At 61.9% G+C, this 22,100-nt stretch carries 18 protein-coding genes; 8 read left to right on the top strand and 10 right to left on the bottom strand.

All coding sequences use genetic code 11. From position 1 onward, the window contains the following. Positions 1-55: 55 nt before the first annotated feature. The 5 genes from PH551_RS14310 to PH551_RS14290 all read right to left on the bottom strand — a co-directional run bounded on the left by PH551_RS14310 (position 56) and on the right by PH551_RS14290 (position 5,659). Entirely contained in the window at positions 56-874 is an 819-nt protein-coding gene (locus PH551_RS14310) for an ABC transporter permease (RefSeq protein ID WP_085777001.1), read from the bottom strand. Positions 875-877: 3 nt separating this feature from the next. Then, positions 878-1,789 carry an ABC transporter permease subunit gene (locus tag PH551_RS14305; protein ID WP_183702755.1) on the bottom strand — a complete coding sequence of 304 codons (912 nt, stop codon included), beginning with the start codon at positions 1,787-1,789 and terminating at the stop codon, positions 878-880. Positions 1,790-1,793: 4 nt separating this feature from the next. After that, positions 1,794-2,936, bottom strand: coding sequence for an ABC transporter ATP-binding protein (locus tag PH551_RS14300; protein WP_085779965.1), 1,143 nt, complete (start codon positions 2,934-2,936; stop codon positions 1,794-1,796). 89 nt (positions 2,937-3,025) lie between these two features. Beyond that, positions 3,026-4,123, bottom strand: a complete 1,098-nt coding sequence (locus PH551_RS14295) for a polyamine ABC transporter substrate-binding protein (protein WP_097600375.1) — start codon at positions 4,121-4,123, stop codon at positions 3,026-3,028. A gap of 126 nt (positions 4,124-4,249) precedes the next feature. Then, complete coding sequence (locus PH551_RS14290; protein WP_285193476.1) at positions 4,250-5,659, bottom strand: helix-turn-helix domain-containing protein; 1,410 nt, start codon at positions 5,657-5,659, stop codon at positions 4,250-4,252. Positions 5,660-5,851: 192 nt separating this feature from the next. Here PH551_RS14290 and aceA point away from each other — a divergent pair, with 192 nt between their 5' ends. Both aceA and PH551_RS14280 read left to right on the top strand, forming a co-directional pair. Beyond that, positions 5,852-7,141, top strand: a complete 1,290-nt coding sequence (gene aceA / locus PH551_RS14285) for an isocitrate lyase (protein WP_285193475.1) — start codon at positions 5,852-5,854, stop codon at positions 7,139-7,141. Between the two features lie 20 nt (positions 7,142-7,161). Next, positions 7,162-7,398: an SMc00767 family acetate metabolism repressor gene (locus PH551_RS14280; RefSeq protein WP_064800722.1), complete on the top strand. Its 237-nt coding sequence runs from the start codon at positions 7,162-7,164 to the stop codon at positions 7,396-7,398. 113 nt (positions 7,399-7,511) lie between these two features. Here the strand turns inward: PH551_RS14280 and PH551_RS14275 are convergent, their stop codons facing one another. Next, positions 7,512-8,381 (bottom strand): LysR family transcriptional regulator, encoded by an 870-nt coding sequence (locus PH551_RS14275; protein ID WP_285193474.1) that lies wholly within the window; start codon positions 8,379-8,381, stop codon positions 7,512-7,514. Positions 8,382-8,471: 90 nt separating this feature from the next. Here PH551_RS14275 and PH551_RS14270 point away from each other — a divergent pair, with 90 nt between their 5' ends. Continuing rightward, positions 8,472-8,720, top strand: coding sequence for a hypothetical protein (locus PH551_RS14270; RefSeq protein ID WP_198175495.1), 249 nt, complete (start codon positions 8,472-8,474; stop codon positions 8,718-8,720). On the opposite strand, the gene PH551_RS14265 is transcribed toward PH551_RS14270, so the two are convergent. The 4 genes from PH551_RS14265 to PH551_RS14250 all read right to left on the bottom strand — a co-directional run bounded on the left by PH551_RS14265 (position 8,693) and on the right by PH551_RS14250 (position 15,049). After that, a complete protein-coding gene (locus tag PH551_RS14265) occupies positions 8,693-10,540 on the bottom strand; it encodes a methyl-accepting chemotaxis protein (protein ID WP_285193473.1) in 1,848 nt (615 codons plus the stop codon). The genes PH551_RS14270 and PH551_RS14265 overlap by 28 nt on opposite strands. 154 nt (positions 10,541-10,694) lie before the next feature. Then, the gene (locus tag PH551_RS14260; protein ID WP_085776994.1) at positions 10,695-13,226 is read right to left on the bottom strand and encodes a methyl-accepting chemotaxis protein; all 2,532 of its coding nucleotides are present in this window, start codon (positions 13,224-13,226) and stop codon (positions 10,695-10,697) included. Positions 13,227-13,539: 313 nt separating this feature from the next. Then, positions 13,540-13,683: a hypothetical protein gene (locus tag PH551_RS14255; protein ID WP_198175494.1), complete on the bottom strand. Its 144-nt coding sequence runs from the start codon at positions 13,681-13,683 to the stop codon at positions 13,540-13,542. Between the two features lie 145 nt (positions 13,684-13,828). Beyond that, positions 13,829-15,049 (bottom strand): BaiN/RdsA family NAD(P)/FAD-dependent oxidoreductase, encoded by a 1,221-nt coding sequence (locus PH551_RS14250; protein WP_285193472.1) that lies wholly within the window; start codon positions 15,047-15,049, stop codon positions 13,829-13,831. A gap of 87 nt (positions 15,050-15,136) precedes the next feature. Here PH551_RS14250 and PH551_RS14245 point away from each other — a divergent pair, with 87 nt between their 5' ends. From PH551_RS14245 to edd, 5 genes are all read left to right on the top strand, one after another. Next, positions 15,137-16,573 carry a glutamine synthetase family protein gene (locus PH551_RS14245; protein ID WP_085776992.1) on the top strand — a complete coding sequence of 479 codons (1,437 nt, stop codon included), beginning with the start codon at positions 15,137-15,139 and terminating at the stop codon, positions 16,571-16,573. A gap of 8 nt (positions 16,574-16,581) precedes the next feature. Further along, positions 16,582-17,877 (top strand): NAD(P)/FAD-dependent oxidoreductase, encoded by a 1,296-nt coding sequence (locus PH551_RS14240; protein ID WP_285193471.1) that lies wholly within the window; start codon positions 16,582-16,584, stop codon positions 17,875-17,877. Between the two features lie 134 nt (positions 17,878-18,011). Beyond that, a complete protein-coding gene (gene zwf / locus PH551_RS14235) occupies positions 18,012-19,487 on the top strand; it encodes a glucose-6-phosphate dehydrogenase (RefSeq protein WP_085776991.1) in 1,476 nt (491 codons plus the stop codon). 10 nt (positions 19,488-19,497) lie between these two features. Continuing rightward, complete coding sequence (gene pgl, locus PH551_RS14230; RefSeq protein WP_285193470.1) at positions 19,498-20,196, top strand: 6-phosphogluconolactonase; 699 nt, start codon at positions 19,498-19,500, stop codon at positions 20,194-20,196. Between the two features lie 78 nt (positions 20,197-20,274). Further along, the gene (gene edd / locus PH551_RS14225) at positions 20,275-22,095 is read left to right on the top strand and encodes a phosphogluconate dehydratase (protein ID WP_097600348.1); all 1,821 of its coding nucleotides are present in this window, start codon (positions 20,275-20,277) and stop codon (positions 22,093-22,095) included. The last annotated feature ends 5 nt before the right edge of the window (positions 22,096-22,100 follow it).

Genomic DNA, 22,100 nt, shown 5'->3' with positions numbered 1-22,100 from the left:
TCATGTCGTCAGCGACCGCCAGCCAGACCTGCTGGAGCTCTTCGTTTTCGTTGGATCAGGCGCCGGCAGCAGCCGCCCACTCATCGCGCTCGCGCTGCACTTCGCGGCGCTTGGTGACGATCGATGCGCAGATAACGCCGACCGCGACGATGGCGATCAGGATCGTGCAGATCGCGTTGATCTCGGGCGTCACCCCAAGGCGCACCTGGCTATAGATCTTCATCGGCAGTGTGGTTGCGCCGGGGCCGGAGGTGAAGCTTGCAATCACGAGGTCGTCAAGCGACAGCGTGAAAGCCAGGATCCAGCCCGAAAACACCGCCGGCGAGATGATCGGCAGCGTGATCTCGAAGAAGGTCCGCACCGGCGGCGCACCCAGATCCTGGGCGGCTTCCTCAATGGACTGGTCGAAGCTCAAGAGCCGTGACTGCACGACAACGGCGACGAAGCACATGGTCAGCGTCGTATGCGCCAGCGTGATCGTCCAGAAGCCGCGGTCGAAGCCGATCGCCACGAAGAGCAGCAGCAGCGACAGACCGGTGATGACTTCCGGCATGACGAGCGGCGCATAGACCATTCCCGAAAAGAGCATGCGGCCGCGGAAGCGGCTATAGCGCACCAGCGTCAGCGCCGCCATCGTGCCGAGGACGGTCGCGAAGGTGGCCGACAGCAGACCGACACGGATCGTTACCCAGGCGGCATCGAGCAGGGCCTGGTTCGAGAGCAGCGAGACATACCATTTGGTGGAGAAGCCACCCCAGACGGTGACGAGCTTCGATTCGTTGAAGGAAAAGACCACCAGCAGCACGATCGGCAGATAGAGGAAGGCAAAGCCGAGCACGACGGAGATGATGTTGAAACGGGTCCATCTCAGCATGGCTTACTTCCCCCGCTCTTCGGCCTTGGCCTGGACATTCTGGAAGAAAACGATCGGGATCACCAGGATCATCAGCAGGATGGTTGCGACCGCCGAGGAGACCGGCCAGTCTCTGTTCGCGTTGAATTCGTTCCAGAGCGTCTTGCCGATCATCAGCGTCTGCGAACCGCCGAGAAGATCGGGAATGACGAACTCGCCGACGGCAGGGATGAAGACCAGCATGCAGCCGGCAACCACACCGGGGATCGACAGTGGGAAGGTGACGCGCCAGAAGGCCTGGATCGGCGTGCAGCCGAGATCCTGCGCTGCCTCGATCAGCGTGCCGTCCATCTTTTCGAGCGCCGAATAGAGCGGCAGCACCATGAAGGGCAGATAGGAATAGACGATGCCGATATAGACGGCGGTGGTGGTGTTGAGGATGATCAATGGGCTGTCGATCACATGCAGCGACAGGAGAAGCTGGTTCAGCAGCCCTTCGGGCTTCAGGATAGCGATCCAGGCGTAAACGCGGATCAAGAAGCTCGTCCAGAACGGCAGGATGACGAGCATCAAAAGCGTCGGCCGGATGCGGCGCGGGGCCTGAGCCATGCCATAGGCGATCGGATAGGCGATCAGCAGCATCAGCAAGGTCGAGACCGCCGCGATGATGACGCTCGAGAGATAAGCGTTGAAATAGAGCGGATCGTCGGTGAGATAGCCGTAATTATCGAAGGAGAAGGTCGCGACCTTGCTCCAGAAACCACCCCAGCCATCGGCAAAGGAGAAGACCGGCTCGTAGGGTGGGATGGCGATTGCCGTCGTCGACAGGGAAATACGGAAGACGATGAAGAACGGCGCCAGAAAGAAGAGCAGCAGCCAAGCATAGGGGATAATGATGACGAGACGGTTGTAAAGGCGAGATGCGAAAGTTTCCATAGCCTCAGTCCTTCAGCAGCACGCCGCCATTCTCGTCGAACGAAACCCAGACCTCCTGATCATAGGTGAAAGGGTCTTCGACGGAACGCTGCGCGTTGAGGGAAGAGGCTCTGACGAATTTGCCGCCCGGCAGCTTAATGTGGAAGACGGTCATGTCGCCGAGATAGGCGATATCCCAGATCTCGCCCTTGGCGGCATTGACCGAGGCGTTCGCGGGGGCCGTGCGCGTCACGCGAATCTTTTCCGGGCGGATAGCAAAACCGACCGTGCTGCCGGTCGCCGGCGCCTCCGTGGCGGCAGTCCGGATCGTCAGGCCGCTTTCGACTGATATCTCGACCGCCCCGCTTCCTGACGTCGTCACCTTGCCGTCGAAGATATTCACGTCGCCGATGAAGTCCGCGACAAAGCGGCAATTCGGCGCCTCGTAGATTTCGCCCGGCGTTGCCACCTGCACGACCTGGCCGTGGCTCATGACCGCGATGCGGTCGGCCATGGTCATCGCCTCTTCCTGATCATGGGTGACCACAACGAAGGTGAGGCCGAGCGTCTGCTGCAGGTCCATCAGTTCGAACTGGGTTTCCTCGCGCAGCTTCTTGTCGAGCGCGCCGAGCGGTTCATCGAGCAGCAGCACTTTCGGGCGTTTGGCGAGCGAGCGGGCGAGCGCGACGCGCTGGCGCTGACCGCCGGAGAGCTGGTTCGGTTTGCGTGAGGCAAACTGCTCCAGCTTTACGAGCTTCAGCATCTGCGTCACGCGCTCGACTATTTCGTCCTTCGGCATGCCGTCCTGCTTGAGGCCGAAGGCGATATTCTTCTCGACGGTCATATGCGGAAAAAGCGCGTAGGACTGGAACATCATATTGACCGGCCGCTTGTAGGGCGGCGTGCCGGCGAGGTCGGTGCCATCGAGGATGATCTCGCCCGAGCTCGGCTGCTCGAAGCCGGCGAGCATGCGTAGAAGCGTCGACTTGCCGCAGCCGGAGGCGCCGAGCAGAGCAAAGAACTCGCGATGATAAATGTTCAGCGACAGATCATCGACGGCGGTGAAATTGCCGAAACGCTTGGTGACATTCTTGAAGGCTATGAAAGGTTTTGCAGAAGGATCGGTCCAGGGTGCGAAGGCGCGGCGGATATTGCCCAAAGATTTCATCATATTCCTCGAGAATAAGTTTTCAGCCGGCCTCCACCCGGGCCGGTAATTGAAAGGCCCGGACGTTTCCGTCCGGGCCTGGCACCAACCTACTGGCCGGTCACGACCTTCGTCCAGATCCGCGTCGCCGTGCGTTGGGTCTTCGGATCCCACGGCTTGACCGTGAACAGGTTCTTCATCACCTCGTCGGTCGGATAGACGGCCGGATCTTCCAGCACTTCCTTGCTGACGAACTGCTGCGAGGCCTTATTGCCGTTGGCGTAGAAGGTGTGGTCGCTCGCCTTGGCGATGACCTCGGGCTTCATCAGGTAGTTCAGGAATTCGTGCGCCTCGGCCACATGCTTGGCATCGGCCGGGATTGCCATCATGTCGAACCACATCTGGGCGCCCTGCACGGGGATCGAATAGTTGACCTCGACACCGTTCTTGGCCTCGGCCGCGCGGTCGCGGGCCTGCAGCATGTCGCCGGAATAGCCGAAGGCGATGCAGATATCGCCATTGGCAAGGGCGTTGATATATTCGGAGGAGTGGAACTTGCGGATATAAGGGCGCACCGCCGTCAGCAATTCCTCGACCTTCTTGAAATCTTCGGGCTTGGTCGAGTTCGGATCGAGGCCGAGATAACGCAGCGCCGTGGTCATCACGTCCTTCGGCGTGTCGAGCACGTAGATGCCGCAATCCTTGAACTTCTCGGCCACCTTCGGGTCGAAGATCACTTCGAGACCTGGCTTGGCATCAGGCCCGAGGATTTCTGCGACCTTCTTGACGTTATAGCCGATCCCGTCGGTGCCCCACATGTAGTCGACAGCGTATTCGTTGCCCGGATCGTAGGCAGCGGTGCGCTCCTGGATCACATCCCACATGTTGGAAAGGTTCGGCAGCTTGGATTTGTCGAGTTTCTGGAAGACGCCCGCCTGGATCTGACGCTGCAGGAAGTCGGCCGTGGGAACGACGACGTCATAACCGGTGCCGCCGGCAAGCAGCTTGGTTTCGACAGTCTCATTGGAATCGAAAGTGTCGTAGACGACCTTGATGCCGGTTTCCTTGGTGAAATCGGCAAGGATGCTGTCGTCGATATAATCCGACCAGTTGTAGACGTTAACGACGCGCTCCTGCGCAACGGCCGGCGCGGCGGCAAGGAGCGCGGCGATGGCTGCGGCCGTCACGGTTGCGATGGTTGACCTCATGATTTCTCCTGTTTGTTCGAAGAGCCCGCATCCCGCGAACATCTTTTCCCTCGGGTTTTGTCCGCAGACTAAGAAGGAATTTCTAAGCCCACAAGCGCAAAAACTGCGCCTTGAATCATTTCACAATCACTGGAAGTCGAAGGCGCTGAGACCCGCCACCATCTCGTCGAGCCCGAGCGGCCGCGTTACCGGCGGCTCGGCGCGGGAAAGGCAGCCGCGCCGCTCGCAGAGACGACAGGCCGGACCGATTGCAACCGGATCGAGCGCCGCCGCCTGCCCGTAGACCACGCCGTCTGCAAGAGCGGCATCGCAGCCGACCAGGATTGCGGTGCGTCTGATTCTTTCGCCGAATTCGACGCTCGGCCCCTCCAGAGTGCGCGCGACCGTCAGGAAGGACGCGCCATCCGGCATGACCACCGTCTCGGCAAGAATCTGGCCCGGCTGCAGGAAGGCGGCGTGGATATTGAGCTTCGGACAGCCGCCGCCGAAACGGGCCTGCGGAAAGCCTTGGGCGCCAGCTCGCCGCAGCCGATGGCCGGCCGCATCGATCTCGATCAGGAAGAAGGGGATTGCTGCCGCGCCAGGTCGCTGCAGCATCGTCAGACGCGTTGCCGCATGGCCGAAGGAGACGCCGAAACGCGCCCGAAGAATATCGATGTCGTAACGCGTCGCCTTGGCAGCCGAAAGGAAGGCTTCATAGGGCATGGCCAGCGCCAGTGCCGCAATGCGGGCAAGCTCGAAGCGGGCGATGCGGCGCGCCTCGGCGGAGGAAAGTTGGAGATCGTCGAGCTCGGCATCGATGGCCGGCAGCAAAGCAAGGGTCGCTGCCTCGACCGCTATCTCGTGCGCACGATCGGCCGGCGACAGGCGTTCCGAAATGAAAAGCCGCATCGAATGGCGATCGAAACGGCGGCGCAGATCCGGCATGACGTGCACGGGTAAGACGCGCACCGCAATGCCGCGTTCGGCGCGCAGCCAGTCCTTCAGTCCCGCCGCAAGATCGAGGCCGCCGGGCACCGTCGCAGCAAAGGCTTCCGCCGCTGCCTCGATCCGTCCGAAATAGCCGGATCGGCGCTCCAGCGCCTCGCGCAGCTCGTCCAGCGGCAGTCGGCCGGCGGCAACGGGCGCATGCCCCTCGGCCGCCATCAGCACTGTCAGATCGGATAGCCGCGCGGCCTGTTCGCGGTAGGCACGATAAAGCTTGATCATGCCGCTTGCGGCATTCGGCGCCGCTTCAGCCACCTCCACCAGTTCCTGGTCACCGGGCAGTTCGCCTGATAGCAGCGGGTCGGCGAAGACCTCCTTCAGCTGACCGAGACTGCCGCCGGTCTGTCCCCGCAACTCCTCCAGATCGATCCGGTAGACGGCCGCAAGCTTCAGGAGCAGCTGAACCGTCAACGGCCGCTGGTTGCGTTCGATCAGGTTCAGGTAGGAAGGCGAAATCTCCAGCGCCTCGGCCATGGCGGTCTGCGTCAGCGCCAGCGCATTGCGAATGCGCCGCAGTTTAGGGCCTGCGAAGATCTTCCGTTCCGCCATGTCACACCTTTGACAAAGAACAGGGGCGCTTAATTTACAAAACTTTACAACTTCACAGCGGCCCTCTGTCAATCCTCGTCATCTTAACCTCTTTCCGGTACGAAAATCAAAGGTTTTTCTGGCCAGAACGACGCAAATTGTCAATCTTGTCATTCATTCACGCAATGACGATTTTCAGTGAGGAAAGCCCGCATGACCGATTTTTACAAGCTTGTCCGAAATGCGCCAGCAGGCCGCTTCGACGGTATCGAACGGCCCTATTCCACCGCTGACGTGGAGCGGCTGAGAGGCTCGGTGGCGCTCAGCCATACGCTCGCCGAAATGGGGGCGGATCGCTTGTGGCAGCTCATTCACCAGGAGGACTTTGTCAATGCGCTCGGCGCGCTCTCCGGCAACCAGGCCATGCAGATGGTGCGCGCCGGGCTGAAGGCGATCTATCTCTCCGGCTGGCAGGTGGCGGCCGACGCCAATACCGCATCGGCGATGTATCCCGACCAGTCGCTTTATCCCGCCAATGCCGGGCCGGAACTCGCCAAGCGCATCAATCGCACGCTGCAGCGCGCCGATCAGATCGAGACCGCAGAGGGCAACGGCCTTTCCGTCGAGACCTGGTTTGCACCGATCGTTGCCGATGCGGAAGCCGGTTTCGGTGGGCCGCTCAACGCCTTCGAGATCATGAAGGCTTATATCGAGGCGGGTGCGGCAGGCGTCCATTTCGAGGACCAACTCGCTTCGGAGAAGAAATGCGGCCATCTCGGCGGCAAGGTGCTGATCCCGACGGCCGCCCATATCCGCAATCTCGACGCCGCCCGGCTTGCTGCCGACGTCATGGGCGTGGCGACCCTGGTCATCGCCCGCACCGATGCGGAAGCAGCAAAGCTGCTGACCTCCGACATCGACGAGCGCGACCAGCCCTTCGTCGACTATGACGCCGGGCGCACAGTCGAGGGCTTCTATCAGGTCAGAAACGGCATCGAGCCCTGCATCGCCCGTGCCGTCGCCTATGCGCCGCATTGCGACCTGATCTGGTGCGAGACCTCGAAGCCGGATCTGGAGCAGGCGCGCCGTTTTGCCGAGGGTGTGCACAGGGTCCATCCGGGCAAGCTGCTTGCCTATAATTGCTCGCCATCGTTCAACTGGAAGAAGAACCTCGACGAGGCGACGATCGCCAAGTTCCAGCGCGAGCTGGGCGCGATGGGCTACAAATTTCAGTTCATCACGCTCGCCGGCTTCCACCAGCTGAACTATGGCATGTACGAGCTGGCGCGCGGCTACAAGCAGCGGCAGATGTCGGCCTATTCCGAACTGCAGCAGGCCGAATTCGCCGCGGAGGTGAACGGCTATACCGCCACCAAACATCAACGCGAGGTCGGCACCGGCTATTTCGACGCCGTGTCGCTCGCCATCACCGGCGGCCGGTCTTCGACCACGGCCATGCACGATTCAACCGAACATGCGCAGTTCAAACCGGCTGCGGAATGACCCGAAGAGGAGGATAGATCATGGCATCCATCGCACGCGTCCGCGAACGGGCCGAAGAGCAGGCATCGAGCATGAGCGAGGATCAGCAGACGACGATCCGCATGCTCGCCAATGACCTGCATCGGCTGAACCAATCCGTCATGAAGGCCGTCGAGGCCGGCGTTTCTGTCGAACTGGTGCGCTCGGCCCGTCACCACGGCGGCGACGGCAACTGGGGCGACCTGTTGATCCCGGTCGTCGTCACCAACCGGCACTGACGAAATAGGCGGCAGCCCGGGCACGTCGCTCGGATTGCGCTCGGTCACAGCGTCCGCGCCGCGAAAGAATGCGCGGACGCCCTATCGTCTTCCAGTCTTCCGCGGGCCGGGTATCAGCCGCGGCTCGGACGCTTGCCGGCGAAAAGGTCGGCATAGCTTCTAACGAGCTTCGTCATGCGGTCGGCGACCGTGCGGATCTCCGGGCGATGGCGATCCTCGGCATTCATGACGATCCATTGACGATGACGCAATTCCGGCAATTCGCCGCCTTGGCGCTGCAATTCGGGATGAAGATCGCCGACGAAACAGGGAAGCACCGTCTTGCCGGCGCCGGCGCGCACCAGATCCGGCAGCGAGCGCGGCCGGTTGACGGTGGCGACGATATCAGCCGCGGCATGGGAATGCGGCCAGCGCAGATAGGCCGAGATCGCCTCCTCCTCGCCGACGGCAATCCAGCGCTCGTCGGTCTCGACTGCGTTTCGCCTGACATAGACGGCGTATGCCACCTCTCCAAGCTGGCGGGCGGCCAGATTGGGTTCCTCCGGCTCGAAAGCGCGAATGCCGATGTCGCTCTCGCGATAGGCAAGGCTTGCCCGCGCCTCGCCGATGGTGAGCGCAATGGCGAAGGCATCGCCCGGCATGCGGATGGCAGCGAAATTCTCCGTCAGAAGCCAGGCGACCCAGGTGCCTGCAGTGATCCTGACTGTCGTGCCGCCCTCCCCGGACTGCCGCCAGGCTTCGACCTTGCGGGCGGCGGCCTCCATTTCCTGAAGGTGATCGAGCAGCGCCTGGCCATCCCGCGTCGGCCGATAACCTGTCTGGCTGCGGGAAAACAGGGTGCGGCCGACCTCCTGTTCTAGATCGAGCATGCGTCGGCCGATGGTCGCGGGGCTAAGACCGCTTGCGGCACTGGCCCCCGTCAGGCCGCCGAGGCGGGCCACCTGCAGGAAAAGCTGATAGGAATCCCAATTCGCGTTTTTCATCAGTGAAAAACATAGCGTGGATTTCCCTGTTTATGAAGAGAAATTCGATGCTTAAATCAAGAGATGTCTTTGAGTAGGAAAGGACATCCCATGATCGACATGATCACCATCGCAGGCGTGCATGGATTTCGCCACCATCGCCCGCCGAGCAACAGCAAGGCGGATGAGGATCGATTCTATGACGAGTTCGGAGACAGCGGCACCATTCGCTTCGCCGCCTGGCTGACCTCGCTCGACCTCATCATCAGGCGCGTGGTGTCAAAGCGCCGCAAAGCTGCGGCGCAATCTTGCGGCAGTCGCGGCCGGGTTCCTCAGGCGACTTTCCTTGCGCCGAGGTGAGCGGCCGCGGGCTCGGCGCCAATGCGGAAGCCGTCGATCAGCGCCATCAGCGTATCGGCCTCGCTGGCAAGCAGGCGGCTTGCCTGCGTTGTCTCGGCAACCATCGAGGCGTTCTTCTGGGTCATCTGGTCCATGGCGTTGACGGAGCCGTTGACCTCCTGCAGCGCGGCCGACTGATCGCGGCTGGCAGTGGCGATAGTCTCGACATGGCCGCTGATCGCGATGATCTCCTGGCTGATCGAGGCAAGAACGCCGCCGGTCTTCTGGACGAGTTCCGAGCCTGCCGTCACTTCCCGGCTCGACGTTTCGATCAACGACTTGATCTCGCGCGCCGCATCGGCCGAACGCTGGGCGAGTTCGCGGACTTCCTGGGCGACGACGGCAAAGCCTTTGCCCGCCTCGCCGGCCCGCGCCGCTTCGATGCCGGCATTCAGCGCCAGAAGGTTGGTCTGGAAGGCGATATCGTCGATCACCTCGATGATCTGCTCGATACGCTGCGAGGCCCCTTCGATACGCTCCATGGCGGCGACGGCATCGCCAACCACGGTGCCGGAATTGTCGGCCGTCTTCTTGGTCGCTGCCACGACGCTGTTGGCTTCGCGGGCACGCTCGGCGGAGGAGCGAACTGTCACTGTGATCTCCTCAACCGCGGCGGCGGTCTCCTCCAGGCTCGCCGCCTGCGCCTCGGTGCGCTTCGAAAGCTCGCCGGCGGAGGCCGAAACGGCGCTGCTGTTGCGCTGGATCTTGGAGGCGCTGTCGCGAATGCCGGAGAGCGTATCCTGAAGCCGCAGCAGCGACGCGTTGAAATCGACGCGCAGTTGTTCCAGCCGGCCGATAAACGGCGTGCCGATCGTTTGCGAGACATCGCCCTGGGACAGGCGCCCGAGGCCGGCCGCAAGCTGGCTGACGGCAAAATCGATCTGGCTGTCGAGCGAGCGCTTGTCCGCGTCGTTGCGGGCGCGTTCCGCGTCGCTCAAGGCGCGCTGTTCGACTGCTTCGGTTTCCAAATCGCGCCTGGCGCGGGCGCTGTCCCGGAAAAGCGCCAGGGCTCGGCCGATATCGCCGAACTCGTTCTTCTTCTCAAGACAAGGGATCGTCCCTTCGAGATCGCCCGAGGAGATCGAATGGACGCTGGCGGTCAGCGCCTGCAAAGGCTTCACCGACAGGCGGATCGCATAAAAGGCGAGAACACCGACGAGCAGCATGACGATGGCGCCGATGCCGAGAATCAGAATCTGCAGCTCATTCATGCGTTGGTAATAGAATTCCATCGGAATGCCGATGAAGAGAATACCGACATTGGCATTCGATGCGTTCTTGATCGGGAAATAGCCGGTCATGAACTTGCGGCCGAATAGCTCGGCCGGGCCGTAATAGGCCTCACCCCTGGCAAGGACCGGCTGAGCCGGGTGCTCGGCTGCGAGCTTGGTGCCGACGGCGCGCTCGCCGTTTTCTTTCTTGACGTTCGTGGAGATGCGGACGTAGTCGCTGCCCTGCTTCTGGAAAATGGTCGCGACGCCGGCGATCGACTGCGCGGTGCGATCGACAAGCGAATGATCGGCAAGGGCTGGAACCGCATCCTCGGTGACGGCGGAGAGCTGATTGTCCTTCACCGCAATCTTCGCCGCCGGATCAGCCGCGCCGTAAAGGACAGCCATGGCGCGGGCGGCATCCCTGGCGTCGGAGACGGCCCCGTCCATCACATGACGGCTGAGATTGTAATAGGTCGCGCCGACAATGGCGGCCGTGCTGATCGCCAGCAGAAACAGCGTGATCGCAACGATCTGTCGCACGATAGACGTAGAAAAAAGGCGCAGCATCGTAACCCCCGGCCGGCATGACAAATGCTAAATTAAGCCAAAAGCGTTAAGGAAAAATTTTCCGTAAATCAGAGCGGCGAGAAGCGCGATTCTGCACACAAAAGAAAACGGCCCCGGGAAGAACCGGGGCCGTTCGGACGTGAAGTGATCGCGATCAGGCGGCGCGATAAACCTGGGCTTCGGCCGCCTCGCCGTGGATCTTGAACTGCTGGATCAGGCGGCGCAGCGCGTCAGCTTCGTCGGCTAGTTCGCGGCTGGCGGCCGTCGTCTCCTCGACCATCGCGGCGTTCTTCTGCGTCATCTGGTCCATCTGATTGACCGTCGAGTTGACGCTCTGCAGCGCGTTGGATTGGTCGTGGCTGGCGCGAGCGATCATCTCGACATGCTGGCTGATCGTGACGATCTGGGCGCTGATCTTCGCAAGCACGGTGCCGGTTTCCTGGACGAACTGCGAGCCGGAGCTGACCTCGCTGGTCGACTTGTTGATCAGGCCCTTGATCTCCTGCGCAGCCGCCGCGGAGCGCTGGGCAAGTTCGCGGACTTCCATGGCGACGACGGCGAAGCCCTTGCCGGCCTCGCCGGCGCGGGCCGCCTCGATGCCGGCGTTGAGCGCCAGCAAATTGGTCTGGAAGGCGATCTCGTCGATGACGCCGATGATCTGCTCGATCTGACGCGAGGCCTCCTCGATGCGGCCCATGGCGTCAATCGCATTGCTGACGACGACCGCGGAATCGTCGGCGCTGCGCTTGGCCTGGCGGACGATCTGGTCCGCGTCCTTGGCGCGTTCGGCCGACGAGCGGACAGTGACGGTGATCTGATCGACGGCTGCGGCGGTCTCTTCGAGCGAGGCAGCCTGCTGTTCCGTGCGCTTGGAGAGATCCTCGGCCGAGTGGGCCATCTGGTTGCCGTTGCCCTGGATCAATTCGACGTTGTCGCGGATCTGGCTCATTGTTGCCTGCAGGCGCAGCATCGAACCGTTGAAATCCTGACGAAGTTGTTCGAGTCGGCCGATGAAGGGGGTATCGATCGTAGTCGAGATATCGCCCTGCGACATGCGCTCGAGGCCGGCCGCAAGTGCGTTGACCGCGAACTCGATCTGACGGTCCATCTCGCGCTTTTCGGCATCGTTGCGCTGGCGCTCGTGCTCGGCGGCAGCGCGCTCCTCGTCGCTCTGTTCCTCGATGCGAATCTTCGAGATGGCATTTTCCTTGAAGATGCCGAGCGCCCGGGCCATGTCGCCGATTTCGTCATAGCGCTGCTCGCCCGTTATGCTGGTATCCAGGGCTCCGTCGGCAATGCGGCGCATCGCGGCGGTGATCTGGCTGATCGGGCGCTGCAGCGTCAGCACCAGGGCGATGCCGCCGAGGATCGACAGAAGAATGCCGAGGCCAGTGGTCATGACGGAGATGCTGTTTGCCTGGGTGCGCTCGGTTCCGGCTGTCTGCTTCTGCAGTTCGGCGAAATCAGTGAGCTTCTTCCAGATCTCGTCGAGTTCCTGTCGCGCCGCGGCATAGGCCGTCACGCGCTCGCCGATCGTATCGACGATCTTCGAACCGCCGCCCGATATGACGTCAAGCGCCGGCTTGATCGCGTCCGATATGCCTTCGGCAAAGCCCATTCCCTTGGCGCTGGTGGCCAGCACCTCCATGTCCTTGCCGAGCGTGCCGGTCTGCTGCTGCAGACGGACCAGATTGTCCTTGCTTGAATTGGCGAGGAAATCGGAAAGGACGATCTGCAGCGCATAGACCGAATTTTCCAGGCGCCGCGTATCCTGAAGAACGGAATTGGTCTGGCCAATGCGGCCCTCGAGTTCAGCAAAACTCTGTGTCGCCTGACGCATCATTTGCGTCGCGGTCAACTGTGTATAAGTCGAGGTCTGACGGAAGCGCGAAATGAGGCGGCCGAGTTCGGTGATGTTCTCGTCGGTCGGGCTGGGCATCTGGGCGATCGCCTTAATGCCGTCGATGGTCGCTGCCAGCGCGTCGATGACATTCTTCTGATTGGCCGGAACCGAAATGGCGATCAAGCGCTGCGACTTGATGATCGCGGGCATCTGTTCGTTGATGAAGGCGATCTTTTCCTCAGGCGTCTGCGGCTTGGCGTAGCCGCTGGCCACGGTGCCGAAGAAATCGCCGCCCTTCAATAGGCGGTCGGCAGTGCGCAGCGTTATGGTGGCAGCGCCTTCATCGCGCTGGAGCGCGGTCTGCAATTCCTCGGCCTGATAGGAGACCGTGAAACGGGTGCTGATCAGGCTCTTCTGCGCCGCATCGATCTGCTCATGCAGCGCCTGTTCCTGCTCGTGCAACGCCCAGAGCTTGTCGACGACGCCCGAAATCTCCTTGGTGCGGCTCGAAGCTTCCGCGAGGCTGTCCCGGCCGGCAGCCTGTTCACCGACCTGGTCGAGCGTCTGATCGAGCACGCCCTGCTGCATCTTCAGATCCGACAGCAGCTTGTCGCGCGCCTCGGGGCTGGTGACGCGCAGGAAATCGTCCATCGAACCGTAGAGATCCTTGAACCCGCTCAGCGACTGCAGCACGCTATTGGATATTTCCATGCGGCCCTGAAGAAGGCCGGATGCGTAAAGGCCGGTCAATCCCACCGCCGAAATGGTAACGACAAAGGGCAGAACGAAGATCAAAACCTTGGTCTTGATCCTGAAACGGGAAAGAATCTTGTCAATCAACATGGCGTTCCGGGCCTTTCATACACTACTCCTCCCGCCGGCAGCCATAAGGCGCGCCAGCCGAGTGCACATCGAATTATTCTCTTTCCATCGGGGGACCTGGAGGCCAGGCGGCAGTCATTGCCAGTTCATGTCCAAGCAAACTTGGAAACGCCCAAATAATCGCGGGCGATTGTGTCAGATTAGATATTAATTTTCAGATAAGCGGTAATGGTGACTTAAGCCAACACGGTGAAATAATTGCAGATTATGCGCCACGCGGGCGCAGCGTCGCGATCGGAGGCCGGCAAGTTTGCTTTCAGATGGGCGGGCAGGATCAGATGAGGTTGGCTAGCAGCAGCGCCAGGCTGGCGGCGGTCGCGCCGGCTGCGAGCATCAGGTATCGCAGGCTGGCGATGCGGGCGTCGGGTTTTGCCTGGGCGATTGCGATGGCGCGGGCGCGTCGTGCGTTTCTGTTCATGCTCGAAACCTCACTCTTGTGACACAACAGTCCAACAAAAAGGCCTGCCGGTAAAGCTTAATTTGGGAAAAGCTTTCAGATCCGGCAATTGAGACAGGATGGCGCACCTCTCTTAAGAAGTCTTGAATCGTTATTGCGGATATTTCTACGCAGATTCGCCGGCGGCAAAACCGGAAGCCCAGGCCCATTGGAAATTATAGCCCCCGAGCCAGCCTGTGACGTCAACACATTCACCGACGAAATAAAGGCCGGGAACGGTCTTTGCTTCCATGCTGCGGGAATCGAGGCCCGCGGTGTCGATGCCGCCGAGCGTCACCTCGGCAGTGCGATAACCTTCTGAGCCGGATGGTTTGATGATCCAGTTCTGGGCGCTGGCGGCCAGCCGCTGCAGCGCCTTGTCGGGCAGATCGGCCATATTACCGGCGATCTTTTCCCGCTCGACGAGAAACTGGGCCAGCCGCTTCGGCAGGATATCGCCGAGAGCTGTCTGGGCCGACTGGCGGCCATTCAGCTGCTTCGCCGTCTTCAAATGCGCCGATATGTCGACATCCGGTTCGACTGCAACGACGATTTCATCGCCCTCCCGCCAGTAGGAGGAAATCTGCAGGATGGCGGGGCCGCTTAAACCCCGGTGGGTAAACAGCAGCGCTTCACGGAAGGCAGTGCGGCCGTGGCAGATTTCGGCGGGGGCCGAGATGCCGGCAAGCGGCGCAATGCTTGCAAGCATGCCTGGATCCAGAGTCAGCGGCACGAGAGCCGGGCGGGTTTCGAGCACGGTGAGGTCGAACTGTTCGGCAAGGCGATAGGCAAAGCCGGTGGCACCCATCTTCGGGATCGATTTGCCGCCGGTCGCCACGATGAGAGAGGATGCCTCGAAGACGCCTTCGCCCGTGGAGACGCGGAAGCCTGCCTCCCTCCTCTCGACGCCGGCTATTTCGGTGCCGAGATATAGCGCCGCCCCGGCCGTACGCATCTCGTCCAGCAGCATACGGATAATGTCCTTGGCGCTGTCATCGCAGAACAATTGGCCGAGCGTCTTTTCATGCCATGCAATGCCGTGCCGATCGACCATGGCGATGAAATCGGCGGGCGTGAAACGGGCAAGCGCCGACTTGCAGAAATGCGGATTGGCGGAAAGGAAATTCCTCGGTCCGGCATGGATATTGGTGAAATTGCAGCGGCCGCCGCCTGATATGCGGATCTTCTCGCCAGGCGCCTTCGCATGGTCGATGACCACGACCGAGCGGCCGCGTTTGCCCGCGCGAATGGCCGCCATCATGCCGGCGGCTCCGGCGCCGATGACGATGACGTCACTTTTGTGCTGCAAACCTTTTTTCCCCGATCCAACCGGCGTCTTCTTTTCCATCAAAGGACGAAAGTCAACGTTCTCAGCCCCTCGCCAATTGGCAAACTCCGGCTATGATGGCGCCACGATCAACCAAACCGGTGTGTCATGTCCCCAAAAAAGACGACGCTGAAGCCTGCCAGAAACGTACCCGCCTCGACCAAAACACCTCCGGACCCCGGATCCCTGCGCGGCGTTGCGAACTGGAAGGAAGCGGCGCAGTGGCTGAGGGCCAGGGGCATCGAAGACATTGAATGCATCACGCCGGACCTTGCCGGCGTTCCGCGCGGCAAGATGATGCCGAGTTCCAAATTCACCTCCAACACCTCGCTGGCCCTGCCTTCGGCGATCTACCGACATACGATTTCGGGTGAGTATCCGGAGGAGACGGAGAGCTTCCGATATGAGCCGCGCGACAGCGATCTGAAGCTGATGCCCGATCTGTCGACGCTATCGGTCGTGCCCTGGGAGACCGACCCGACGGCCCAGGTGATCTGCGACATCGTCGATTCGGATGGCGGGGAAGTGCCCTATACGCCGCGCAACGTCTTGAAGCGGATCATGAGCCTCTATCACGACCGCGGCTGGAAGCCGATCGTCGCACCTGAGATCGAGTTCTACCTGGTCGCCAAGAATGACGACCCCGACTATCCGCTGCACCCGCCCAAGGGCCGGTCGGGCCGCTCGATTCTCGGCGGCCAAGGCTATTCGATCGCCGGCATCAACGAATTCGACGAGCTGATCGACGACATTTACCATTTCTCCGAGAAGCAGGGGCTGGAGATCGACACGCTGATCCACGAAGAGGGACCGGCGCAACTCGAGATCAACCTGCGCCACGGCAATCCGATCGAGCTTGCCGACCAGGTGTTCCTGTTCAAGCGCACGATCCGTGAAGCGGCGCTGAAGCACGACATCTATGCGACCTTCATGGCCAAGCCGATGCAGGGCCAGCCGGGATCGGCGATGCACATCCACCAGTCGGTGGTCAATGTCGAGACAGGCAGAAACGTCTTCTCCAATGCGGATGGATCGGCCTCGAAGGAATTCTTCCATTTCATCGGCGGCATGCAGAAATTTGTGCCGAGCGCGATGGCGATGCTGGCGCCCTATGTGAATTCCTATCGGCGCCTGCAGCCCGACATGTCCTGCCCGGTCAACAACGCCTGGGGCTACGACAACCGGACGACCGCCTTCCGCGTTCCGGTTTCCGATCCGCAGGCGCGGCGGGTGGAAAACCGGCTGCCGAGCTCGGACGCCAATCCCTATCTGGCGCTCGCCGCCTCGCTTGCCGCCGGCCTGCTCGGCATCATGAGGCAGATCGAGCCGACGGCGCCGACCGAGGATTCGGCCAATGAGGGCTCGATCGACCTGCCGCGCGGCCTGCTGGAAGCCGTAGCGCTGATGGAGGACGAGCCCGCCTTCGAAGAGGTGTTCGGCAAGCAGTTCATCGGCCTTTACGCCGGCGTCAAGCGCGGCGAATTCGAGACCTTCATGCAAGTGATCAGTCCCTGGGAGCGGGAGTTTCTTCTGCTCAACGTGTGAGGGATATCATGGCATCGCAGGCGATGTGGCAGAGCCCGATTGCGCCCGGGCTATCCTGGTATCAGGCAACTGTCGGAGAGCGGCCGACCTACGCCGCTCTCGACGGCTCGAGAACATGCGACGTCGCAATTGTCGGCGGCGGCTATACCGGCCTGCAGGCCGCCTACAACCTCGCCAAGTCAGGCGTTTCCGTCGTGCTGATCGAGGCCTGGCGCTTCGGAGACGGAGCGTCGGGGCGCAATGGCGGCCAGCTCGGCACCGGCCAGCGATGGTGGCCGGAAGAGCTTGAGGAAAAGATCGGCTACGAACGCTCGAAAGCGCTGTTCGATGTCGCCGAGGGGGCCAAGCGCCATCTTCTCGATTTCGCCCGGGAACATCAGATCGAGATCGATTATGTGCCCGGGCAGCTCAACGTCGCGCACAAGGCAAGCTACGAACGTGACTACCGCGAGAATGCCGAAATCGCCGCTGAGCGCTATGGCTACCCGCATTTGAGCTTCATGGATGAGAAGGAAACGCAGGAGCGGCTCGGCTCGAAGCGTTTCCACTGCGGCGTGCGCGATGTCGGGACGGGCCATATTCATCCGCTCAAGCTGCTCATCGGGCTCGCCCGGGTGGCCGCCAATGCCGGCGCGTCCATTTTCGAGATGACCCAGGCAAAGGCGATCCGCCAAAGCGGCGGCAAGGTGACGATCGAAACCGAAAAGGGCACGATCACCGCCGACCGGGCGCTGATCGCCTGCAACGGCCATATCGGCAATCTTGAGCCGGTGACGGCAAGTCATGTTATGCCGATCCGCTCCTTCATCGGCGCTACTGTTCCGCTCGACGGCTACCCCGATGTGCTGCCGGGGGGCGAGGCCGTCGCCGATTCGCGCTTCGTCGTGCGCTATTTCCGCAGATTCGAAGGCCGCCTGCTGTTCGGTGGGCGCGAGGCCTATACGGCGGACAATCCGCGGGACATATCGGAGCATATCCGCCGGCAGATCGCCGAGATCTATCCCGACCTGAAGGATATCGAGATCACCCATGCCTGGGGAGGCAGCGTCGGCATCACCATGCCACGCCAGCTTTTCGTGCGCGAGGTGATGCCCGGCGTCACCTCGATCGGCGGTTATTCCGGCCATGGCGTCATGCTGTCAAACTACTGTGGCAAGCTCTATGCGGAAGCGGTGCTCGGAAAATCCGGCGATCTTGATCTGTTCAAATCGCTCGACATTCCCGCCTTTCCCGGCGGAGCCCGGATGCGGGCGCCGTTGCTTTTCCTCGCCTTGTCGTGGTTTGCGCTTCGCGACAAGTTTTAGTCCGATTGCGGATTTCCTCTTTGCGGAATTCGCTCTAAAACCGGTGCCTGACAAATTCATTGCACTGCACACTGGCTTTTTTAAATCGATTAGATTAAAAGGGCCGCCAACCAGCCTGATTGAGAGACAAGCTCATGAGCAGCCAGATCATTCCCGTTGAGCCTTTTGATTATGTCGTCTTCGGTGGCAGCGGCGACCTTGCCGAACGTAAGCTTCTGCCTGCGCTCTACCATCGCCAGATCGAGGGTCAGTTCACGGAACCGACGCGTATCATCGGCGCCTCGCGCAGCCCGCTTTCGCATGAGGAATATCGCAAGTTCGCCAAGGACGCGCTGAAGGAACACCTGAAGAAAGGCGAATACGACGACGCGGAGGTCGAAAAGTTCTGTGCCCGCCTCTACTATGTTTCGGTCGACGCCCGCACTGACACGGGCTGGGATCAGCTGAAGAAACTGCTCGACGAAAGCAGGGACCGGGTGCGCGCCTTCTATCTGGCGGTTGCGCCCGGCATCTTCGGCGATATTTCCCAGAAGATCCATGACCACAAGCTGATCACCAAATCGACCCGCATTGTCGTCGAGAAGCCGATCGGCCGTGATCTGGCCTCGGCGCTGCAACTCAACGACACGATCGGCCGCGTCTTCAAGGAAGAGCAGATCTTCCGTATCGACCACTATCTCGGCAAGGAGACGGTGCAGAACCTGATGGCCTTGCGTTTCGCCAATGCGCTTTACGAGCCGCTGTGGAACGCCAACTATATCGATCATGTGCAGATCACCGTGGCGGAATCGGTCGGTCTCGAAGGCCGCGCCGGCTATTACGATACGGCCGGCGCGCTGCGCGACATGGTGCAGAACCATATCCTGCAGCTGCTCTGCCTGACGGCGATGGAAGTACCATCGTCGATGGATTCGGAAGCCGTTCGCGACGAGAAGCTGAAGGTGCTGCGCGCCCTGAAGCCGCTCGATGCCTCCAATGTCGAGCAGGCGACGGTCCGCGGCCAGTATCGCGCCGGCGCTTCGGGCAGCGGCCCGGTCAAGGGTTATCTCGAAGAGCTGGAAGGCGGCGTCTCGAACACCGAGACTTTCGTCGCCATCAAGGCCGAGATCAATAACTGGCGCTGGGCGGGCGTTCCGTTCTACATCAGAACCGGCAAGCGGCTTACCGGACGCATGTCCGAGATCGTCATCACCTTCAAGCCGATCCCGCATGCGATCTTCGACCAGGCGGCCGGACGCATCGTCGCCAACCAGCTGATCATCCGCCTGCAGCCGGATGAGGGCGTCAAGCAGTCGCTGATGATCAAAGATCCGGGTCCGGGCGGCATGCGGTTGCGCAACGTATCGCTCGACATGAGCTTCGCCCAGGCGTTCAATGTCCGCAATCCGGACGCCTACGAGCGCCTGCTGATGGACGTGATCCGTTCCAACCAGACCCTGTTCATGCGCCGCGACGAAGTCGAAGCCGCCTGGAAATGGGTGGATCCGATCCTCAAGGGTTGGGAAACGACCGGCCAGCAGGTGCAGGGCTATACGGCCGGCACCTGGGGCCCGAGCCAGGCCATCGCGCTGATCGAGCGCGACGGCCGCACCTGGCATGACGACATCTAGGACGACATCGATGGCCTCAACCCTGCATTCCTTCGCCAGTGCCGCCGAACTCGCCGGCAGCCTCGCCGATAAGGTTGCCGATACGCTCTCGGCGTCCATCTCCGCTCGAGGTGCGGCGTCCATGGCCGTTTCCGGCGGTTCGACGCCGAAGGCCTTCTTCCAGGCGCTTTCGACACGCGACATTGCCTGGGACAAGGTGACGATCACGCTGGTGGACGAACGTTTCGTTCCGGCCGATAATGCCCGTTCGAACCATCTGCTGGTCGATGCCAATCTCTTGCAGGACAAGGCGAAGGCGGCGCGTTTCGTGCCGCTTTACCAGCCGGCATCCTCAGTCGAGGAAGCCGCACGGCTTGCGACGGAAAAGAGCGCCGAAATCGGCATCCCCTTCGACGTGGTGATCCTCGGCATGGGCGGCGATGGCCACACGGCCTCGTTCTTTCCGGGCGGCAGCAATCTTGCCCAGGCGCTCGACGCATCGACGCCGCGCGGCGTCATCCCGATGGAAGCGGAAGGAGCCGGCGAGCCGCGCCTGACCTTCACCTTCTCCAGTCTTCAGGATGCCGCACTCCTGGTGCTCCATATCGAGGGCGAAGGCAAAAAAGACGTTCTCGCCAAGGCGGAAGGCAGCGGTGACGAGGCAGAAATGCCGATCCGCGCCGTTCTGCGCCGGGCCACTTCCCCGGTCGAGATCTACTGGGCTCCCTGATCGGCCCCAGACCCGGATCCGGATTCAGGCCGGAGCCGCCGAGAGAGATAGAGACAACGAATAAGGCAGGGATTTTCCATGTCCGCTCATGCACGCATTTCTGCGATCACGGATCGCATCGTCGAACGCTCGAAGCCGACCCGCGAGCGCTACCTGGACCGCCTGCGCGCCGCAGCTTCAAAGGGTGTGCAGCGCTCGGTGCTCGGTTGCGCCAACCTCGCCCACGGCTTCGCCATCTGTTCCCCCGCCGATAAGGACGCGCTCGCCGGCGACCATGTCCCCAACCTCGGCATCATCACCGCCTATAACGACATGCTCTCGGCTCACCAGCCGTTCGAGACCTATCCGGCAATCATCCGCGAGGCGGCCGCCGAGGCTGGCGGTGTCGCCCAGGTGGCCGGCGGCGTGCCCGCCATGTGCGACGGCGTCACCCAAGGACAGCCTGGCATGGAGCTCTCGCTCTTCTCGCGAGACCTGATCGCCATGGCCGCGGGCGTCGGCCTATCCCACAACATGTTCGATGCCGCCCTCTTCCTCGGCGTCTGCGACAAGATCGTGCCGGGCCTCGTCATCGCGGCCCTATCCTTCGGCCATTTGCCGTCGATCTTCGTTCCGGCCGGTCCGATGACGACGGGGCTGCCGAATGACGAGAAGTCGCGCGTGCGCCAGCTCTTTGCCGAGGGCAAGGTCGGCCGCGCCGAGCTGCTGGAGGCGGAATCGAAGTCCTATCATGGCCCCGGCACCTGCACCTTCTACGGCACCGCCAATTCCAACCAGATGCTGATGGAGATCATGGGTTTCCACATGCCGGGATCCTCTTTCATCAACCCCGGCACGCCGTTGCGCGAAGCGCTGACGCGCGAAGCCGCCAAGCGGGCGCTGGCGATCACGGCACTCGGCAACGAATTCACGCCGGCCGGCGAGATGATCGATGAGCGCTCCGTCGTCAACGGCGTCGTCGGCCTGCATGCGACCGGCGGCTCGACCAATCACACGCTGCACCTCGTCGCCATGGCGCGGGCAGCCGGCATTCAGCTGACCTGGCAGGACATCGCCGAACTTTCCGAAATCGTGCCGCTGCTTGCCCGCGTCTATCCGAACGGCCTTGCCGACGTGAACCATTTCCAGGCGGCCGGCGGCATGGGTTTCCTCATCAAGGAACTCTTGAAGCACGGGCTGGTGCATGACGACGTTCGCACCGTCTTCGGCCAGGGCCTCGAAGCCTATACGGTCGATGCCCGCCTCGGCGAGAACCGCACCGTGCTGCGCGAACCGTCGCCGGACAAGAGCCACGATCCGAAGGTGCTTGCCAACATCGAGACGCCTTTCCAGGCGAATGGCGGGCTGAAGATGCTGCGCGGCAACCTCGGCAAGGCGGTCATCAAAATCTCGGCCGTCAAGCCGGAGCGCCACGTCATCGAGGCGCCGGCGATCATCTTCCACAGCCAGCAGGAACTGCAGGACGCCTTCAAGGAAGGCAAGCTCAACCGCGATTTCGTCGCCGTCGTGCGCTTCCAGGGGCCGAAGGCGAACGGCATGCCGGAACTGCACAAGCTGACGCCGCCGCTCGGCGTGCTGCAGGATCGCGGCTTCCGCGTGGCGCTCCTCACCGACGGGCGCATGTCCGGCGCATCCGGAAAGGTACCGGCGGCGATCCACGTAACCCCAGAAGCCGTCGACGGCGGCCCGATCGCCCGCATCCGGGACGGCGACATCATTCGCCTCGACGCGATCAAGGGCACGCTCGAAGTGCTGGTCGACGCAGCCGACATGGCCGAGCGCGAGCCGGTGAGCATCGATCTCTCGGACAATGAATTCGGCATGGGCCGTGAACTCTTCGCCCCCTTCCGCCGTGCCGTCGGCGCTTCCGATCAGGGTGCGAGCGTGCTCTTCCACTGAGCATG

Origin of the sequence: Rhizobium atlanticum (genome assembly GCF_030182485.1) — a bacterium.
GTDB lineage: Bacteria > Pseudomonadota > Alphaproteobacteria > Rhizobiales > Rhizobiaceae > Rhizobium.
This window is presented reverse-complemented; position numbering and strand designations above follow the sequence as displayed.

Bases quoted from the DNA above. Each gene is read 5' to 3' on its own strand.
- PH551_RS14300 (WP_085779965.1), bottom strand. From the start codon at position 2,936: ATGAAATCTTTGGGCAATATCCGCCGCGCCTTCGCACCCTGGACCGAT.
- PH551_RS14245 (WP_085776992.1), top strand. From the start codon at position 15,137: ATGTCCCCAAAAAAGACGACGCTGAAGCCTGCCAGAAACGTACCCGCC.
- PH551_RS14250 (WP_285193472.1), bottom strand. From the start codon at position 15,049: ATGGAAAAGAAGACGCCGGTTGGATCGGGGAAAAAAGGTTTGCAGCAC.
- PH551_RS14275 (WP_285193474.1), bottom strand. From the start codon at position 8,381: ATGAAAAACGCGAATTGGGATTCCTATCAGCTTTTCCTGCAGGTGGCC.
- PH551_RS14305 (WP_183702755.1), bottom strand. From the start codon at position 1,789: ATGGAAACTTTCGCATCTCGCCTTTACAACCGTCTCGTCATCATTATC.
- PH551_RS14255 (WP_198175494.1), bottom strand. From the start codon at position 13,683: ATGAACAGAAACGCACGACGCGCCCGCGCCATCGCAATCGCCCAGGCA.
- PH551_RS14240 (WP_285193471.1), top strand. From the start codon at position 16,582: ATGGCATCGCAGGCGATGTGGCAGAGCCCGATTGCGCCCGGGCTATCC.
- PH551_RS14295 (WP_097600375.1), bottom strand. From the start codon at position 4,123: ATGAGGTCAACCATCGCAACCGTGACGGCCGCAGCCATCGCCGCGCTC.
- PH551_RS14290 (WP_285193476.1), bottom strand. From the start codon at position 5,659: ATGGCGGAACGGAAGATCTTCGCAGGCCCTAAACTGCGGCGCATTCGC.
- PH551_RS14280 (WP_064800722.1), top strand. From the start codon at position 7,162: ATGGCATCCATCGCACGCGTCCGCGAACGGGCCGAAGAGCAGGCATCG.
- PH551_RS14310 (WP_085777001.1), bottom strand. From the start codon at position 874: ATGCTGAGATGGACCCGTTTCAACATCATCTCCGTCGTGCTCGGCTTT.
- PH551_RS14260 (WP_085776994.1), bottom strand. From the start codon at position 13,226: ATGTTGATTGACAAGATTCTTTCCCGTTTCAGGATCAAGACCAAGGTT.
- pgl (WP_285193470.1), top strand. From the start codon at position 19,498: ATGGCCTCAACCCTGCATTCCTTCGCCAGTGCCGCCGAACTCGCCGGC.
- PH551_RS14265 (WP_285193473.1), bottom strand. From the start codon at position 10,540: ATGCTGCGCCTTTTTTCTACGTCTATCGTGCGACAGATCGTTGCGATC.
- aceA (WP_285193475.1), top strand. From the start codon at position 5,852: ATGACCGATTTTTACAAGCTTGTCCGAAATGCGCCAGCAGGCCGCTTC.
- PH551_RS14270 (WP_198175495.1), top strand. From the start codon at position 8,472: ATGATCGACATGATCACCATCGCAGGCGTGCATGGATTTCGCCACCAT.
- zwf (WP_085776991.1), top strand. From the start codon at position 18,012: ATGAGCAGCCAGATCATTCCCGTTGAGCCTTTTGATTATGTCGTCTTC.
- edd (WP_097600348.1), top strand. From the start codon at position 20,275: ATGTCCGCTCATGCACGCATTTCTGCGATCACGGATCGCATCGTCGAA.